We start from the raw sequence: 17763 nt of genomic DNA, 5'->3' as shown, positions 1-17763 counted from the left end.
ATCAGCGTAATGAGTTTCAAATTTAAACAAAAATTAGAAGTAAGCAGGGTGAGTGGTATAAAAAAGTGTATTTGTATATAAAATTTAATGAAAATTAACATATTATCTGTACGATTGTGTGAGTTATTCTGAATGATAAAATTTCAGGAACAGCATAAAAAATTGTATGGCATTGGCCAAGTACATACCTTTGCATTGCAATGAAAAATACCATACGCTTATTCAACTTTTCGAAGAAAATAAATTATAAAAATGAATTACTTGCCGGTTTTACCGTAGCGATGACCATGATTCCTGAATCGCTTTCATTTGCCATCCTTGCAGGTCTTTCTCCACTTACAGGTCTTTATGCGGCTTGTATTATGGGATTAGTGACCGCAATTCTGGGAGGTCGTCCGGGAATGGTTTCCGGAGGAGCAGGAGCGACTATAGTAGTATTGATCGCACTGATAAAATCCCACGGAACGGAATATCTTTTTGCTACCGTTGCACTTGCCGGGATATTACAGATGCTTGTCGGAATATTTAAACTTGGCAAATTTGTAAGGCTTATCCCCCAGCCGGTTATGTATGGCTTTTTAAATGGCCTGGCTATTATTATTTTTATGGCTCAGGTTGAACAGTTTAAAATGACAGACAGCCAGGGAACCGTAAGCTGGCTTCAGGGAATCCCGTTGTATATAATGGGAGGTTTAACAGCACTTACGATTGCTGTAGTTTATTTTTTTCCTAAAATTACAAAAGCGATTCCTGCGTCACTGGCGGCAATCATTGTTGTATTTGCTGTAGTTCTCGGGTTTAATATTCAAACAAAAACCGTAGCGGATATTGCTCATATCAGCGGAAGTCTGCCGGCTTTTCATATTCCGCAGATTCCTTTTTCAGCGGAAACCTTACAGATAATTTTTCCCTATGCCCTGATTATGGCTGGTGTAGGATTAATTGAATCTCTTTTAACCTTATCGATGGTGGATGAGATTACCAATTCAAAAGGAGATGCCAACAGAGAATCTGTAGCTCAGGGAATAGCCAATATCAGCAACGGCTTTTTCGGTGGAATGGGAGGTTGTGCCATGGTAGCCCAGACGTTGGTTAACCTTAATGCCGGTTCTAGAGCAAGATTGTCGGGTATTATTGCTTCTGTAATGATTTTGATGATCATTTTGTTTGGGGCGCCTGTTATTGAAAAAATTCCGATGGCGGCATTGGTAGGAGTGATGATGATGGTGGCTATCAGTACTTTCCAGTGGGTATCTGTCAGAATTGTGAATAAAATGCCGAAGTCAGATATATTTGTAGGGATTACAGTTGCAGTGATTACAGTGATCCTGCATAATCTTGCACTCGCTGTTTTAGTGGGAGTCATTATTTCAGCATTGGTTTTTGCGTGGGATAATGCGAAAAGAATCCGGGCAAAAAAATATACAGATGAAAACGGGCTCAAGCATTATGAAATATATGGTCCCCTGTTTTTTGGCTCCGTCACAGCTTTTACAGACAAGTTTGATCCGATGAATGATCCGGCCGAAGTAATGGTAGATTTCAAGGAAAGCCGTATTGTAGATATGAGTGCTATTGATGCGTTGGATAAGTTATCGAAACGATACAGGCAGCAAGGGAAAACAATATACCTTCGTCATCTGAGTGAAGACTGCAGAAAAATACTGAAAAATGCGGAGGCTGTTATAGAGGTTAATATTCAGGAAGATCCTACATATAAGGTAATGCCGGAAAATTAAAATAACAGACTTCAGACCATAAGCGGGAAATCAGTTTAAAACCCTGCATAGGTGTAAAAATACGGAAATTAATAAATCTCCTATAGACTCATAAAGACTGTACAGTAAAAATGCGGTCCATTCTATCCCGCTATTTTCAAATTCATAAAAATATCTTAAAACAGAGAAGTATAGTCATGCATTTATGATAAATATTTTATCTTTGGGAAGAATAGACAACGAAACACTTTTGATGGTCAAAAAAATTAAATCTTTTTCAAGAAAGCTGAATAAAACTTTTAACTAAAACATATTGAAAACAGATATCGACATTCACAACCACTGTCATTTTTCCTTTGATCTGTGGCTTACCTTAATCAAATCTCATCCTGAATTTAAAGCAAAAAGAGTTGAGCTGTTCTCCTCGTTTTTTGCTATCAGTAAACCGATAGATGAAGTTGCAAAAACGGTAAAGTATTATGATGATCTTTGCAACAGCATCAATGAAGTAACAGGCGGAAATATAGATACTTTTGAAATTTATTTATTGATCTTAGGTTCTTTGAATGTTGATATCAAGCTTTTACACAAAGAAAAGCTCAATGAATTTTACGCGCAGAGTGAGGCATTATTCCTGGAATATAAGCCGATTGTCATTTTTGAAAATATCCGTGAACTTTTTGATGATATCAAAAATCAGGGGAAGACCATTAATATCCTCAGTAATACCGGATTTATCAAAGGAGAAACCATGAGAAAGTTTCTGATTCACGAAAACCTGGATCAGTATATTGATTTCCATATTTATTCTGATGAGATCAATTGTTCCAAACCGAATCCGCTTATTTTTCAGGAAGTGAAGAATAAGATCAAAAATCAGGATTTGCCGTTGCATCAGATTTTGCATATCGGAGATAATCCGTTTGCAGATTATCAGGGAGCAAAAAGCTTCGGTTTCAGTGCCCATTTACTTAAATACTAATATAAACATGAATAAACGATACAGCTTACACCACATTCATTCGGCGGATGAGTTTAGTTTCTCACCTGCAGAATACAGCTTTTTCAAGTATGGCGATAAGTCGTATGCTGAGAAATTTGCAAAAGAATTATTCAACGGATTTATTTCCGAAAATGAAGACATTTTACTTACAGATAAAGAAATTGTAGTTCTTCCGAGCCCTTATATGGCGATTCCTACGGCTTCCAATTTTTTATGTTTTTTCTTTAAAAAATACCTGGATTTCTATTTGTTTCAGAAAGGCAGAAAATCAAGTGTTTTATCCAAAATCAACCGAAATCATACCTATATTACAGATTACGGAAATCTTAATTTTGAAGACCGGAAAAATTTGATCGCCAATGATACTTATTATATCGATAAAGATTTTTTAAGAGGAAAACTTTGTATTTTTATAGATGATATAAAAATTACGGGCAGTCATGAATATACGGTCAACAGAATTCTTAATGAATATAACGTTGAGGCCGATTTTATGTTCATGTATTATGCAGAGCTGATGAATTTTGATCTTGATCCCAAGATTGAAAACTTCTTCAACTATTATGCGGTAAATAACGTAAGACATATTGCCGAAGTCATGCAAAAACCAAGCTTTGAGTTCAATACAAGAATTGTAAAATATATTTTAGGCCTGGATTCAGGTAATTTTGATTATCTTACGTCTAAAGTAAAAAAAGAGCAGATGGATCTTCTTTTGGAACTTGCCATCAGTAACAATTATCATTTAATAAAAGAATACGAAAATAACATCAATACTTTAACACAAACGGAATTATATTATGGCTATTAACTTACAAAAAGGACAAAGAGAAAACATCAACGCCCCTAAATTTACAGTAGGCTTAGGATGGGATCTCAATAACACTTCCACAGGAACTGCATTCGATCTTGATGCCTCTTTATTCCTGCTTGGAGACGATAAAAAATTAGTTTCAGATAATCACTTTATTTTTTATAATAACCTTGAATCTCCGGATAAAGCAGTGATCCATACAGGTGACAACCTTACAGGAGAAGGAGCAGGAGATGATGAACAAATCAAAATCGATCTTACAAAAATTGATGCTGCTGTAAAGGAAATCACAGTAGTGGTAACGATTCATGAAGCCGATTCACGAAGACAAAACTTTGGACAGGTGAGAAATTCTTTTATCAGAATTTTCAATACAGATACGAATGAGGAGATCTTAAAATATGAACTGGATGAAGACTTCTCAATTGAAACAGCAGTAGAATTCGGAAGAATCTACAACAGAAACGGAGAATGGAAATTTGAGGCAGTAGGAGCAGGACAAAGAGAAGGCCTTGAGAAATTTGTATCAATTTATCAGAAATAATCATGGATAATCAGGAAAATCAACCGATAGATCCACTTGGATCAATTGAACCTCTTAGAACATTTGAACCTACCCCGATGGCGCCACCAAGCCAGCCTGCGCAGAATGCAGCACCGGCGGTTCTTGTAGACAGAGAAGGAAATGTAAATCTGACACAGATGCAGTCGGAAGAACGCCAAAAATACGAAGTTCTTGCCAATTCTATTGATGAAGCCAATCCCGGATCTATCGTCAATTTTGGAGCAGAACTTCAAAAAACACTGGCCAACCAGAGTGACAGCTTCCTGGGAAATGTAAGAAGATCAAACTCAGGAGAGGTAGGTGCACTTATCAACGACCTTTTGGTAGAACTAAACTATGTAGACGTAGAGGAGCTAAACGGAAATAAAGTGAAAAGCTTCCTGAGTAAAATACCATTCATGAAAAAAATCGTGACTCAGGTAGAAAACTTGTTTACAAAATATGATAAGATCATCAACAATATTGAACAGATCTCTTATAAAGTAAATGCAGGAATTATAACCTCAACAAAAGATAATGCTGTTTTACAGACTATTTTTGAGAGTAATGTCAATTCCATCAAGCAGATTGAAGATCTGGTTATTGCAGGGAATGTAAGAATGGAAAGAGCAGCAGTGGAGCTTACCCAGATGGAAGCCAACCCACAAAACTTCCAGGATTATCAGATTGCTGATAAAAGAGATTTTATTGCAAGATTAGACCGTAGAATGGCGGATCTTAAAGTAGTACGTGTTATTATGATGCAGTCTCTTCCACAGATCAGGCTGGTACAGAATAACAACGTTTCTATTGCTGAAAAAGCACAGACGATTCTTACCACAACTCTTCCGGTATGGAAAAATCAGCTTTCTCTTGCCGTTGCTATGTACAGACAACAGCAGAATATTGAAATTCAACAGAAAGTATCTTCTACCACTGAAGAGATTTTAAGAAAGAATGCCGAACGTTTAGGTCAAAATTCAGTTAATGTAGCAAGAGCTAATGAACAGACAATCGTATCTGTAGAAACATTAAGAGAAACAACTTCAATGTTGATTAATACCCTGAATGAAGTGAAACAAATTCAGAAACAGGGTGCTGATAACAGAAGAAAACTGGACCAGGATCTTCAGACTTTGGAGAGCGAATTAAAAGCAAATGTCAGAGGTTAATTTATAGAGATCAAGGTGGGAGATGATGCAGCAACCATATTATCACAAAGCAGAAGAAGATTAACGAGGCTTAAGCTTCTGGCTAATTTTTTTGAACATATTGACATAATATCTATTTATATTAAAACGGATATTATCCACAATCTGTTTCAGGAAAATACGGCTTTAGATTATAATAAACTGGAACTTTTTCACCTTCAGTATACCGATAGTCTCATAGAATTGCTGACCAAAATAAAGCGTCAGAAAGAAAATGATATGCTGGCTGTCATTAATGAAATTGATATTAATAATAAATATATATCAGGTTTTCAGGAAAGACAGATCGATAGCTTTGAGACGGACCGGAAAATGTACAGCGGTGTGTTTTCCCAACATCTTAAAACACTCTATAAAGATCTTACAGAAGATATTTTTACCGCCAGTTGGGATAATGTATTATATTTTTATAAAAAATATGCCCAGGAATATTACAGGACAGAAGCAGATGAATCTCTGCTGACCCCCGGTTCTTTTCCCGCCTATCAGTATAAAGATTATTCCATTGAAAGGAAATTACTGGGACGGTTGAATATACAAGGGTTTAAAGTTCGTTTTGTCTGTGGCTACCTGATCGGAATTCACGAATACGAATTGTTCAGGATCTTTCAGTCTGATGATTATTTTATCTTCAGTATAGAAGACAAAAAGCTTTACCTTTTTGATCGTGATCTTGCTCAGCTTGATATTTCTGAAAACCAGTCGAACCAAAGCGGCATCATTGATCAGCTGAAAAGAAAAAATGAACTGCTGGAAAACGGGATGAATGAAAGAAAACGTACTTTGCCGGCAGAGGTGGAAGGTGTGCTGAAAGATTATCTGAGAAACCTTGAGAATATAGATATTATGAGCAAAATATTTGATTTTGATGAAGAGACAAATATTCTGCGGGCAATGCTTAATTTGAATTTGAATAATAACTAAAATGAAATTTGAATGCAAAAAAACGCCAAACGGAAAATGGGATATGAATAGGAAATCTTTACCCTGTACCACATCCCTTTCTTATTGTTTTTTTGTCCTAAAAAATAAATAACAACTAAACATAAAAAGATGGCTATCAACTTACAAAAAGGTCAGAGAATTAACCTTAAAAAAGAAAACGGAGCTGAACTTTCCCAGGCATGTGTTGGAATCAACTGGGGAGCAATTGAAAAAAAAGGATTTTTCGGAACTAAAAAAGAAGCAGTAGACTTAGACGGAAGCTGCATTTTATACGATTCAAATAAAAATGTGACTGAAGTTATCTATTTCGGAAATCTGAAATCAAAAAACGGATCGGTAAGACACAGCGGAGATGACCTTACCGGTGATATCGATGGTGATGACGGATTAGACAATGAAGTTATCACAGTAGATTTCAGTAAACTGGAACCTAATGTAGAGCATGTCGCGATGGTATTGAATAGCTACAGAGGTCAGGATTTCGGAACGATTCCTTTTGCTTCTATCCGTATCTATGAAGGTACGCCTACTAATGTGAGAGAGGTTTTTGCTAAATATGACATTGCAAACACTGCTTCTTTCAGTGGCCATGTGGCCATGGTAATGGGGGTTTTTTACAAGAGAAACGGAGAATGGAAATTCAATGCTATCGGAGATCCCACTGCAGACAGAAAACTTGAGCAGACGATTCAGACCGTGCAGATGAATTATTTATAATCAACAATCAGTCAATAGATAAATAAAATAGCAATATTTGTACTTTGTGCACTTATTGCTTTTATCGTATAAAATAATATATAACTCAGTGGAAAAACATAGTATTTTAGATATGCACCCCGGCTTGGTGTGGGGATTTGCGATAACGGTTGTTATCATGCTGCTTCTGGATTTAGGAGTATTCAACAAAAAAAGCCATGAAGTTTCATCCAAAGAAGCTACTATCTGGACCGTGGTCTGGATTTCATTATCCATGATCTTTTCAGGAGTAGTATATTGGGTATTCAATACAGACGGAACTCCGGAAAGTCATGCACTGGCAGTAGAAAAGTTTACCCAATATCAGGCAGCCTACTGGATTGAAAAAGCCCTTTCTGTGGATAATTTATTTGTATTTATCCTTGTTTTTGGATTTTTCAAAGTACCCAAATTCCTGCATCATAAAGTTCTGTTCTGGGGAATCATCGGAGCATTGATTTTCAGAGCCATATTTATCTTTGCCGGAGTAGGGCTAATCAACCTGACTTACCTTCCTGAGATGGATATTTTTGGAACCCCGGTGAAAATTAATATTGTAATGACTCTGTTTGGGTTATTCCTTGTGTATGCCGGAATCAAATCATGGGGTGACGGAGATGATGACGATGATGAAGATTACAGTAATACAGCAGGAGCCAAGCTCATTAAAAGCTTCTGGAAAGTTTCCGATAATTATGATGGTGATAAGTTTTTCACTATTCAAAACGGAATTAAAATGGCAACACCATTATTGGTGGTGGTAGGAGTAATTGAATTTACAGACGTCCTTTTTGCAGTGGATTCCATCCCGGCAATTTTCGCGATTTCTGATGATCCGTTCATCCTTTATACCTCCAATATCTTTGCCATTTTAGGACTTAGATCACTGTATTTCCTATTGGCAAACTTTATTCATATGTTCAGCAAGCTTCCGTACGGACTGGCTATTATCCTTTCGTTTATCGGAGTTAAAATGCTGATTGCACCATGGTATCATATTTCATCCCCTGTTTCTCTTGGAATTGTAGGTGGAGTACTGGTTATTTCTGTTATTCTGTCTATCATTTTCCCTGACAAAGAGGAAGAGAAAAAAGAAGAACCGAAAGAAAAATAAGTGTATTAAAATAGATAATAAACCTCCTGGAAGTAATTCCCGGAGGTTTTTTTGTCTTTAAAACTTAGACTTAAACATAATTTAAATTAACAGACAGACAGGTTTGTCTGTTTTGCTCTTTTATCTTATATTTGTTTTATAAAATAACAGTAAAATGAAGTCTCCGAGAGAAAGAATTGTAGAAACAACCTTCGAATTATTTACAAAACAGGGATATAATTCCACAGGAATTAATCAGATCATTGCAGAAGCGGAGGTCGCAAAAGCAAGTTTCTACCAATACTTTAAATCCAAAGAAGACCTTTGTGTCGAATTTCTGAATGTAAGACATCAGTACTGGTTTAATGAGCTGCTTACTTTTTCAAAGCAGGCTCCTGATCCCAAATCTAAGATAATGTATGCTTTTGATTTCCTGATCTATATGAACAAAAAAGAGAGTTTCAGAGGATGTAGTTTTTTGAATATTTTATCTGAAATTCCTACGGATAATATTAAAATTTTAGATGTAATCCGGTCGCATAAAACAGATCTTAGAAATTACTTTTTAGAACTGCTGAGAGATGATGTGCTTTCGGATCATGTGTATATGCTTTTTGAGAGCAGTATTGTTGAGAGCCAGCTTTTCAGATCCAATGAACTGATAGAAAAGACAAAGAAAATACTAATCAATTTAATACCCTAACCAATGGAACAGAAACATCCGCTGCCGCCTTTCACTCTGGAAACGGCAAAACAAAAAATTCAAATAGCAGAAGATGCCTGGAACAGTCAGGATCCTGAAAAGGTCTCGAAAGCCTATACCCTTGACAGTGAATGGAGAAACAGAGGTACATTTGTCAACGGAAGAGAGGATATTGTAGAATTTCTTAAAAATAAATGGGAAAAAGAACTCCATTACCGGCTTAAAAAAGAATATTGGGCCCATACTGATAACCGGATTGCGGTTCGTTTTGAATATGAATATCAGACACAAGACGGGCAGTGGTTCAGAGCTTATGGAAATGAAAACTGGGAATTTGATGAAAACGGACTGATGGCCAAAAGATATGCAAGTATCAATGATCTGCCTATACAGGAAGAAGACCGGAAATTAAAATAAAGTAAAAAAAGACTGTTGATGCGACAGTCTTTTTTTTTTAGTAAATATTCGTGGGTAAAACTGAAAATAACCCTGTTTTCAAATTCCTTTACCATGTAGCAGCTTATTGATTTTTCTCCTTGTCTGTACGGATATTTTATAGGCTTCATCGCGCAGTTTTTGTATTTTTCCTACCGGTTGGAAAAATATCTTACTTTCAAAAGGGTTAAATGAAAGAAGTTCATTGGTGCAATTTCTGGAATCCAGCAGAGAATCTTTATTTATTTTGACTTCGCCAATTTTAATGAAAGGAGAGTTCTTCCATTCAATATTCAGCTTATTGATGGGCTGATCTTTGAGATCATAGCAAATCTGTATTAAGACATTCGCCGTAAAATCATGGGTTTGAAAGTAAGCCTTTAAAGTTTCTTTTATATTTTCTTTTCTGCCTGTATTTTTATCTACGGATACGGGACTTAGTTTTATTTTGATCATGTAGTCTCCGAGACGGTAAGCCCCTACCGAATAATAATCAAAAGATAAAATGAAATCATTTTTCTTACGAAATAATTTTACAGCATTCTTTAGGAAAGACCCGGTTAAGACAGAAGGAATCGTTTTAAGAAGCTGAGCGGCGATAGAAAATAACCCACTCCCTTTTTTTAGATAAGAACGGTTAATAGCCGTAAATAGTTTTAAAAAGGTGGAAACAGAATTGATAGGAAACAGGGGGAAATTAGCCAACGGATAATTGGCCAGTAATCCGCCATTTTCATCTCTGATCTGCACTGCAAATCCATAAGCAGGAACATCCTTTTCGGAATTTTTAATGGTAAACCGGGCATTAGATAATCGGATGATAAGATCAAATTTTTCTTTATCAAAAAAAGGCTGTAATGCTTCAGGAATATGGGGATCAATCAAAAACTCTCCCTTGGCTATGACATAGGTTTTTGCATGGGCATTTCTGGTGGCATAATTAACATCGCTTATCAATGAAGATTGCTCAACAAAATCAGCAATTGTTTTTTTATTGATTTCCAGAAGTTTTTTCTCCTCTTCATTAAGTTCATCGAACTTTTTATTATATTTTAATGGATTTGGCATTTAGTTTTTAAATTCAATTATAACGCCAAGTTTTGGAATCTGTGTTAACGGTGTATTACAATTATTTGAATTTTCATGATAATAAAGAATAAATCGTTTATTTTCTTTATAAATATTTGAATATCAATGTTTTTTTTATTTATGAAAAAGATCTGGTTATACAAAATTATTTTTTTAGCTTTAATCTGAAAGAAGAAAATCAGTCTTGGCTTTTACATGATCTGCTCATTTCAAAAAGCATTATCTTTGTAAAAAATTATAATATGGGAGTAGCAGATTTGTTATTTAAACGTAAAAAGGAATTGGCAGAAAAGAACCTGAAAGACGGTAAGGAATATATGGAAGAGTATGGTAAGAGAGAAAGTGTGGTACAATTACCAAGCGGCTTACAATACGAAATTATTACGGAAGGAGACGGTGCAAAACCAGGCCCTAAGTCCACCGTAAAATGCCATTACCACGGAACAACAATTGCCGGAAAAATTTTCGACAGCTCTGTAAAAAGAGGAACACCAGCTTCTTTTCCTCTAAACAGGGTAATTTCCGGATGGACTGAAGCTCTTCAGCTAATGCCTGTCGGAAGTAAATGGAGACTGATTATTCCGCCGCATTTAGCGTATGGAGATCAGGAAATCAGTAAAGAAATAGGACCAAACAGTACACTTGTTTTTGAAGTTGAATTATTGGGAATTAAATAATCCGGCTTAAAAATAGATTAAAAATTTACCTGAATCCAGGTAAATTTTTTTATTTGTTTTATATTCGTATGGATGAATTGTTATGAAATGATATATAGAGTTTACAATTTAGTTTTATAATAATTCAATGAATACACAAAATAGAACTGAATGAAAAAACTCTTTTACTTTATTGCTGTTGTAAGCGTTTTGGCATCTTGTGTTTCCAAAAAAAATCAGGTAATTCAGCAGAATATCCTTACTCTTAAGGATAGTTATTGTAAAGCCCCGTTTAAATATAACTACAGCAATAAACTTCCTTCTTATCATTCAGACTCTATTTTAGCTGCTAATAAAGACCTTAAAGAAATATTTACGGATCAGAGTATCCTCATCCTGAATGCACTAGATAATCTGAGCGATGTGCATAAGATCATTGAACTTAAAAAAGATTCATCACTTACTTCACAGGTGAAAATTTTACAGCTTAAAACTAAAATCAACAGCAGGATTACCATTGCTTTAACTGAGCTGGATGCCGTTGCCGCTGAATTTGACTGTGAGGGTGAAAGAGTAGCCCAAATCGGAAATTATGTAGATAACCTTAACTCATCCCGAAATAATAAACTGATTTTATACTCCATTATTGCCGGAGCAGCTACTTCTATTGCCGGAGGAATTGTAAAAGCAGATGGCTGGGATAATGCGATAAGTATTGGCGGTGGGGTTTTAGGGGCCGGATTTGGATTGGCAACCCTCAATCCGAAAGGTAAAAAAGTTGAATTTATTCATCAGAGAAATCTCCTTAGAGATGTATGGAGAGAAAAACTGGAGTCGCCCAATTTTCCGCCATTCATCTGGTATATGTATACAGAGAAGAAATTTTCAAACAGAGAAGAACGTTCTATTATCGGAAATATGAAAATGAGATGGCTGCATTATCAGTTTAATGATAATAAAATAACAGCAGATCAATCAGTAATTTTTAGTGACGGTGGATATTACAGGGCAGATGACCTGCATAACAGAGCAGCAATGCTTAATCAGATGCAGTCTGCTACAAGAACGATCAATCAGAATATTAATTATCTGTTACTGGATCTGGACAAATTGGTTCTTTAAGAAAAAATTAACTGTAATAATATTTGTTACATTTAAAAAAATGTCTATCTTTGCCATGTAATTACAATGAATAATACAAGATTTGCTACGGCAGTACATATAATGACGTTATTGGCGAAAAGTCCTCAGGAGTGGCTTACTTCTGAATGGATTGCCGGTAGTATCAATGTTAATCCTGTGATTGTCCGAAAAGAAATCAGCGTGTTGAGAGAAGCAGGTCTGATTGTCAGCAGACAAGGAAAAGAAGGTGGAAGCCAGCTTGCAAAAGATGCCGGAATAATTGCAATTTCTGATATCTACAAAGCGGTAAAGAATACAGAAGTATTAGGAAAGAAAAACCAGAATCCCAATCCGGCATGCAGTGTCGGGAAGGAAATTAATATTCATTTAAATACGCTATTTGAAGAGACAGATCAATTAGTCGTTCGTTTTTTAGGAGTTAAGTCTTTGGAAGAATTCGCTGATCAGTTCGGGTAAAATTTTTTTACCCATAAATGTAACAATATTTATTACAGTTTAATTTTAAAAATAAAACATTATGAAAAAAGTAGCAGTAATTGGTGCCACAGGATTTGTAGGAGCACACATCGTAACAGAATTAGCACACAGAGGATATGCCGTAGAGGCGTTAGTCAGAGATGCATCGAAGGTAAAAACACAAGAGAATGTAACCGCAAAAAGTATTGATGTAAACAATGTAGATGAACTGGCAGGAGCTTTAAAAGGAAGTGATGCTGTTATCAGTGCTTTTAATGCGGGCTGGACAAACCCTAATCTTTATAATGACTTCTTCAACGGTTCTGTGAATATTGAAAAAGCAGTGGAACAGGCCGGAGTAAAAAGACTTATTGTAGTAGGAGGAGCCGGAAGTTTATATACTCCTGACCATGTACAGATTGTAGATACCCCTGATTTTCCGGATGCTTACAAACCCGGAGCTACTGCAGCGAGAGATTACTTAAACAAAATCAAAGAAAATAATACACTGGACTGGACGTTCTTTAGCCCTGCCGTAGAAATGAACCAGGCTAACGTAGGAGAAAGAACCGGACAATACAGAACATCTCTGGAAACTCCTGTGTTTGACGAAAACGGAAGAAGCCGTCTTTCAGTTGAAGACGTAGCAGTGGTTTTGGTAGATGAACTTGAACAGAATAACCACATTCGTGAACGTTTTACTGCAGCTTACTAATTAAAAAAGAACAAAATGCTAAAAAAGAAATTATTATCACTGGCTGCCCTGCTTGGCTTTATGGGAATACTCTTCGCAGGTAACCTGAAAGTGAAAGTATATAACCCGGGGTCAAAAGCTATCTTTGCAGTGACTTCAACCCTTATTTACGGAGATAAAGATGCTATGCTTATTGATGCACAGTTTCAGAAACAATACGCAGAACAACTGGTTAAAGAAATAAAAGCAACCGGTAAAAACCTGAAAACCGTTTTTATCTCTCACAGTGATCCCGATTTTTATTTTGGACTGGATGTCATCAAAAGAGCATTCCCTACTGTGAAAATTATTTCAACTGCCCAGACCGCTTATCTGATTTCAGCTTCCATGGATGATAAAATGGCCGTATGGAAACCTCAGCTGAAAACAGATGCTCCTTCAGAAATTATTGTTCCTCAGGCTGTAACTGCGATTCCTGATCTTGAAGGAAATAAAATAGAAATAAAGCAAAATTCTGAAGATCCTGCTCACAGCTTTCTTTGGATTCCATCCCTAAAAACAATTGCAGGCGGAATTTCTGTGTCTACAGGTTCTCATCTTTGGATGGCAGATACTCAAAACGTAAAAGCAATTGACCAGTGGATCGGGCAAATTAATGCCATGAAAGCGTTACAACCTGAACAGGTAGTTCCTTCACATTTTTCAAAGCAGTCTTTGTCTCCGCAATCTCTCGATTTTATCAGAGAATATCTGGAAAATTATAAAAAAGCAGTAACGGAAAATACAACAACTCCTGCTATTGTGGATTTTATGGTGAAGAAATACCCTGACCTTCCAGGAAAAAATGAGCTTGAAATGGGTGTGAAAGTATTTCGTGGTGAAATGAACTGGGATTTAAAGTCTCCTTATCCGGCCATAGGCAGAAAGGTTGAAGTAGATTTCGGAACAGTGAAATTCATCCTTGATTTTAAAGACAATAAAACAATGACCTTCACAGGAACAGCCGGAAGCTCAAAAAACAGTACCGATACTGTAGAGTATACAGCCGTGGAAGTAGCGAAAAATATTTTTATGGTGTACTGGCATGAGCCTCATCTGGGGTTCAATGTTACTCATATTCAGGATTACAATAAAAATATGGTATATTCAAATATCGCGGGTCCGGATGGAATATTTACCCACCCCAAAGGAAGTCTTAAGATTTTAAAATAAATCATTAAAAATTTCACAGGGAATATCGGAAACTTCATCCGGTTATAATAAAAACGACTGTCAAAGGACAGTCGTTTTTGTAGTTTGATGATTCATCCGCTTCACCGGATCAGCTTGCTGATTCTTTTACCTTCAAAAAAAGCTGGCTCAAAATGAGGCAGCTTTCTGTTCTATAGATTCATAAACAATTTCGGATTCACCGGTGTATTGTTCTTGTGTACTTCATAATGAAGATGAGGTCCTGTTGAACGGCCTGTATTTCCTGATTTGGCAATTACCTGACCTACTTTTACCTTATCATTGGTCTTTGAAATGAGCTGTGATAAATGTCCGTAAAGAGTAGCCAGCCCGTTACCGTGAGAAACGATGACGCAATTTCCGTACCCTCCTTTCTGTCCGGAGAAAATAACGGTTCCAGCAGCGGCAGCCCTTACATCGGAACCATAAGCAACAGCAATATCCAGTCCTTTATGAAACTGCATCTGATCCGCTTCAGCAGGCGGATTGTTTTTTTCTGCAGGTACAGCTTTGGATGAGCCAGAAGTATTTGCCACAGCTTTATTGGACGCCGGAGCCGGTTCAGGAGCGGCCGGGGCTGCTTTAGGAGTCACCATTACTTTAATTTCTCTTTTGATTCCATAGCTGTCTGTTACTTCAATAATCTTTTCTACAGGTTCTGCTTTAACTTCAGGCTTTGGAGCTGCAGTAGCAGCAAGTGCTTTTGCCTGTGGTGCCGTGTTGTTCTTTACAGAAGCAAAAACAGTTTTAAATGGAATCGGATTTTTTCTAATTCCAAAATTAGAAGAAATATACCCGTCTGTAGGCATTCCCAGTGGAACCTGCATTAGCTTTTTCTGCAGATCCATCAGGTACTGGCTGTATCGGTTAGCCTGTTTAGCAAGATAAATGGAATTGGAAATACTATCCTGGCTGAGAACCATTAGCTTCTGATTCGGGATATCTTTGGATTTCAGGAAAGAATTAAGTTGGGCAACCGTCTGATCTACAAGATTAAGATCAGTTTTCATTTTTAAATAATCTACACTGTCTCTTTCAGTGTTTATTTTGACAAGGTTTACTTCATAAGTTTTGTCATCTCTTTCAGAGAATAACTTGGCAATACATACTCCTTGTGCAAAAACTACTAGTAAAAGTCCTCCGAGGAGAATGTTTACGTTCTTCTTGCTGTTTAGAAATTTTTTCATATTTCTTCTCTTAGTAAGTTTAAAACGGTTTTGAAGTTGCAAATTTAATTAAAAATAATCTTTGTGAATTATTTTTAACTAAAATTCAGTTTTTTCTGTATTTAACGTTTAATTAACTGTTTAATTGTATTGAAGTGTTAATTTTTTCAAAAAATGGCTTTTATCATAGTCTCAAGACCGATGTTACGCCTATGTTTTAATATCTTTGCAGTTCACATTCCAATTATGGCTAAAAAGAAAACAATTTCAGAATCTTCTCATCCAAAAAAGAATAAAAAAGAGGTTTCTGTAGGGGTAGTGGGGAGCGGAAGTTTTGCAACTGCTATCGTAAAAATGCTTGTTGAAAATTGTAAAGTAGTACACTGGTGCGTAAGAAGTGAGTTTGTAAAAGGAGCAATAGAGCTTCGCGGACATAACCCGACTTATCTTACAGCAGCTCATTTTAATCTTAAAACCTTAAAGCTGACCACAGATATCAATGAGCTGGTTTCTGCCTGTGATGTAATTGTATTAGCAACACCTTCTATATACCTGTCTGATACGCTGGATAGAATGACCTGTGATTACTCGGATAAAATCTTTATCTCTGCAATTAAAGGAATTATTCCGAAAGTGAATGATGTGGTAGCTCATTATCTTCGTGACGAATTTAAAATTGGTTTCAGGAATCAGGCTGTTATTGCCGGACCTTGCCATGCAGAGGAAGTTGCTATGGAAAGACTTTCTTATCTTACTATTGCTGCTGTAGAAGATGAAACCGCTGAAAAGCTGGAAGGAATTTTCAGTTCAGACTTTATTAAAGTACATACCAGTAAAGATATTTTAGGAAATGAATACAGTGCCATTCTTAAAAATATTTTTGCCATTGGAGCAGGAATAGCAAGTGGATTAGGATATGGAGATAACTTTACTGCCGTTTTTGTGTCCAATGCCATCCGTGAAATGGAGACTTTCCTTGAAGCCATTTACGAAGCTCCGAGAGATGTCAATGAAAGTGCCTATTTAGGAGATCTTCTGGTAACCGCTTATTCTCTTTTCTCAAGAAACAGAAATTTAGGAAATCTGATCGGGAAAGGGTATACGGTAAAATCTGCAATTCAGTCGATGAACATGGTGGCAGAAGGTTATTATGCTGCAGATTCCATTTATAAAACTGCAAAACAAAAAAATCTGAAATTACCGATTATTGATACCGTTTACGCTATTCTTTATGAGGGTAAAAATGCCGAGAAACAATTTAAGAAACTGACGGCGAAGCTGAATTAATAAAAACAGAGCTGACGATTGATAAAAAGAGGCTGTATCACTATTGATACAGCCTCTTTTTTTATTGGCTCATTTTGGTGATCACCAGAGCCAGTGAAGATCTTACATTAAGATTGCTGGCTGTAAATCCGTTTCCGGTATCAAATTCAAATTTTTGTTTAATAGCAGTAGGTGCGGTTAATTTTAAAAAATAAGTTCCCTGATAAAAGGTAAAAGAACTGGATAACTGGCACATCTGATTGGTTTCCGAAAGATTTCCTGAAGTTGCAGCATTGATCAGATACGACCTGGTACAGGTAAAATTCTGGGAAAGATACTGAGTATTAGCCGTCCCGTTATTATTGTTGGCATTACTGGAGTCTACCGAATAGCGTACGATATAAGTTCCTGCCGGTAATGTTATGGTAGAAGTATCCGCTCCCAGTGAAGCTCCGGTAATTTTATTGGAGGCCATAGTGAAATTCGTCAGCGTATTATTGGTGCTGCCGGTAGGAATTAAAATCCCCGGATTGATGATCAGAGACATGGTTTGTGGTTCCGATCCTGAAAGGATAGCACGTTGCCATTGATTTCTGATCCATACATAATATCCTTTTGGAAATGGGGAAGCTCCTCCCTTGTTATAAATAATAAGCCCGTCTGCCGGATTGGCTACCGGTGTCGAAGTACTGTTGAGTACAATAAGATCATATTGCGGGAAAAGAGCACCTTTGTTTGAGGAATTGATATCCAGTACACTACTTGCGTTGGGAGTGCTTGTGTTGATACCAACCTGTGCCTTTACCGGTATGCCAAAAAATAAGATTGACATTGAGATGATATAGATATATGTTTTCATTGT

General features: G+C 36.5%; 19 protein-coding genes. 16 read left to right on the top strand and 3 right to left on the bottom strand.

The features are described 5' to 3' along the window. The first annotated feature begins 200 nt into the window (after window positions 1–200). The 10 genes from JO178_RS08540 to JO178_RS08495 all read left to right on the top strand — a co-directional run bounded on the left by JO178_RS08540 (window position 201) and on the right by JO178_RS08495 (window position 9183). Complete coding sequence (locus JO178_RS08540) at window positions 201–1739, top strand: SulP family inorganic anion transporter (RefSeq protein ID WP_291934275.1); 1539 nt, start codon at window positions 201–203, stop codon at window positions 1737–1739. A gap of 292 nt (window positions 1740–2031) precedes the next feature. Next, a complete protein-coding gene (locus JO178_RS08535; protein ID WP_291934274.1) occupies window positions 2032–2700 on the top strand; it encodes an HAD family hydrolase in 669 nt (222 codons plus the stop codon). Window positions 2701–2707: 7 nt separating this feature from the next. Then, entirely contained in the window at window positions 2708–3532 is an 825-nt protein-coding gene (locus JO178_RS08530) for a phosphoribosyltransferase family protein (RefSeq protein ID WP_291934272.1), read from the top strand. Continuing rightward, entirely contained in the window at window positions 3522–4079 is a 558-nt protein-coding gene (locus tag JO178_RS08525) for a TerD family protein (protein ID WP_291934270.1), read from the top strand. The genes JO178_RS08530 and JO178_RS08525 overlap by 11 nt, the downstream gene beginning before the upstream one ends. 2 nt (window positions 4080–4081) lie before the next feature. Beyond that, a complete protein-coding gene (locus JO178_RS08520) occupies window positions 4082–5251 on the top strand; it encodes a toxic anion resistance protein (protein ID WP_291934269.1) in 1170 nt (389 codons plus the stop codon). 15 nt (window positions 5252–5266) lie between these two features. Further along, complete coding sequence (locus JO178_RS08515; protein WP_291934266.1) at window positions 5267–6214, top strand: hypothetical protein; 948 nt, start codon at window positions 5267–5269, stop codon at window positions 6212–6214. A 129-nt stretch (window positions 6215–6343) separates the two neighbouring features. Continuing rightward, entirely contained in the window at window positions 6344–6952 is a 609-nt protein-coding gene (locus tag JO178_RS08510) for a TerD family protein (RefSeq protein WP_291934263.1), read from the top strand. A gap of 112 nt (window positions 6953–7064) precedes the next feature. Continuing rightward, the gene (locus JO178_RS08505) at window positions 7065–8084 is read left to right on the top strand and encodes a TerC/Alx family metal homeostasis membrane protein (RefSeq protein ID WP_291934611.1); all 1020 of its coding nucleotides are present in this window, start codon (window positions 7065–7067) and stop codon (window positions 8082–8084) included. Between the two features lie 154 nt (window positions 8085–8238). Further along, window positions 8239–8766, top strand: a complete 528-nt coding sequence (locus JO178_RS08500) for a TetR/AcrR family transcriptional regulator (RefSeq protein ID WP_291934261.1) — start codon at window positions 8239–8241, stop codon at window positions 8764–8766. Window positions 8767–8769: 3 nt separating this feature from the next. Next, window positions 8770–9183 carry a nuclear transport factor 2 family protein gene (locus JO178_RS08495; protein WP_291934257.1) on the top strand — a complete coding sequence of 138 codons (414 nt, stop codon included), beginning with the start codon at window positions 8770–8772 and terminating at the stop codon, window positions 9181–9183. A 78-nt stretch (window positions 9184–9261) separates the two neighbouring features. Here the strand turns inward: JO178_RS08495 and JO178_RS08490 are convergent, their stop codons facing one another. After that, window positions 9262–10269, bottom strand: a complete 1008-nt coding sequence (locus JO178_RS08490; RefSeq protein WP_291934255.1) for a catalase — start codon at window positions 10267–10269, stop codon at window positions 9262–9264. 263 nt (window positions 10270–10532) lie between these two features. On the opposite strand from JO178_RS08490, the gene JO178_RS08485 reads away from it, so the two are divergent. The 5 genes from JO178_RS08485 (at window position 10533) to JO178_RS08465 (ending at window position 14451) form a co-directional block, all read left to right on the top strand. Next, entirely contained in the window at window positions 10533–10967 is a 435-nt protein-coding gene (locus tag JO178_RS08485) for an FKBP-type peptidyl-prolyl cis-trans isomerase (RefSeq protein WP_291934252.1), read from the top strand. Window positions 10968–11117: 150 nt separating this feature from the next. Further along, window positions 11118–12068, top strand: coding sequence for a hypothetical protein (locus JO178_RS08480; RefSeq protein WP_291934249.1), 951 nt, complete (start codon window positions 11118–11120; stop codon window positions 12066–12068). Between the two features lie 66 nt (window positions 12069–12134). Then, on the top strand, window positions 12135–12545 hold the full coding sequence (locus JO178_RS08475) for an Rrf2 family transcriptional regulator (protein ID WP_291934248.1): 411 nt from the start codon (window positions 12135–12137) through the stop codon (window positions 12543–12545). Window positions 12546–12606: 61 nt separating this feature from the next. After that, on the top strand, window positions 12607–13260 hold the full coding sequence (locus JO178_RS08470; protein WP_291934244.1) for an NAD(P)H-binding protein: 654 nt from the start codon (window positions 12607–12609) through the stop codon (window positions 13258–13260). 15 nt (window positions 13261–13275) lie between these two features. After that, the gene (locus JO178_RS08465) at window positions 13276–14451 is read left to right on the top strand and encodes an MBL fold metallo-hydrolase (RefSeq protein ID WP_291934242.1); all 1176 of its coding nucleotides are present in this window, start codon (window positions 13276–13278) and stop codon (window positions 14449–14451) included. Between the two features lie 170 nt (window positions 14452–14621). On the opposite strand, the gene JO178_RS08460 is transcribed toward JO178_RS08465, so the two are convergent. After that, the gene (locus JO178_RS08460; protein ID WP_291934240.1) at window positions 14622–15656 is read right to left on the bottom strand and encodes a M23 family metallopeptidase; all 1035 of its coding nucleotides are present in this window, start codon (window positions 15654–15656) and stop codon (window positions 14622–14624) included. A gap of 225 nt (window positions 15657–15881) precedes the next feature. On the opposite strand from JO178_RS08460, the gene JO178_RS08455 reads away from it, so the two are divergent. After that, window positions 15882–16922 carry an NAD(P)H-dependent glycerol-3-phosphate dehydrogenase gene (locus tag JO178_RS08455; protein WP_291934238.1) on the top strand — a complete coding sequence of 347 codons (1041 nt, stop codon included), beginning with the start codon at window positions 15882–15884 and terminating at the stop codon, window positions 16920–16922. Window positions 16923–16983: 61 nt separating this feature from the next. Here the strand turns inward: JO178_RS08455 and JO178_RS08450 are convergent, their stop codons facing one another. After that, complete coding sequence (locus JO178_RS08450; RefSeq protein ID WP_291934236.1) at window positions 16984–17760, bottom strand: hypothetical protein; 777 nt, start codon at window positions 17758–17760, stop codon at window positions 16984–16986. Window positions 17761–17763 lie beyond the last annotated feature (3 nt).

This window comes from Chryseobacterium sp. (assembly GCF_019236175.1).
Taxonomy (GTDB): Bacteria; Bacteroidota; Bacteroidia; order Flavobacteriales; family Weeksellaceae; genus Chryseobacterium.
The sequence above is the reverse complement of the archived record's forward strand: the minus strand, read 5'-3'. Positions and strand labels throughout refer to the sequence as shown.